The organism is Streptomyces sp. NRRL WC-3618, assembly GCF_001280005.1.
GTDB lineage: Bacteria > Actinomycetota > Actinomycetes > Streptomycetales > Streptomycetaceae > Streptomyces.
This window is the reverse complement of record NZ_LGDW01000357.1, coordinates 1-312: the sequence shown is the minus strand read 5'-3', so window position 1 is coordinate 312 and position 312 is coordinate 1. Positions and strand designations below refer to the sequence as shown.

The following is a 312-nucleotide window of genomic DNA, read 5'->3' as shown; positions in this document are numbered from 1 at the left end:
GTCGCTCACCGTGCGTTCGAACTGGGTGTCCAGAACGCCCAGCAACGGCATACTTTCGGTAAGGCGATCGCCCAGCACAAGGCGATCCAGTTCACACTGGCCGAGATGGATACCAAGGTCGACGGCGCCCATGCAATGATGGTGAAAGCGGCACGGAAAAATAACTCCGGCGAGCGAAACGACCTCGGAGCAAGGATGGGGAAGGCGGCAAGCAAAAAGGACTCCTGGGAGCGAAGCGACCGCGAATCAGGGAGGGCGAAGTACCTCTCCTCCGAGTGCTGCAAAGAGGTCGTCGAAGACGCCTCCCGGATG

At 59.9% G+C, this 312-nt stretch carries 1 protein-coding gene; it reads left to right on the top strand.

Annotated features, from left to right (window positions below; genetic code table 11):
• Positions 1-312: acyl-CoA dehydrogenase family protein (locus ADL01_RS26245; protein WP_267889941.1), on the top strand; the 312-nt coding region annotated here is incomplete at both ends.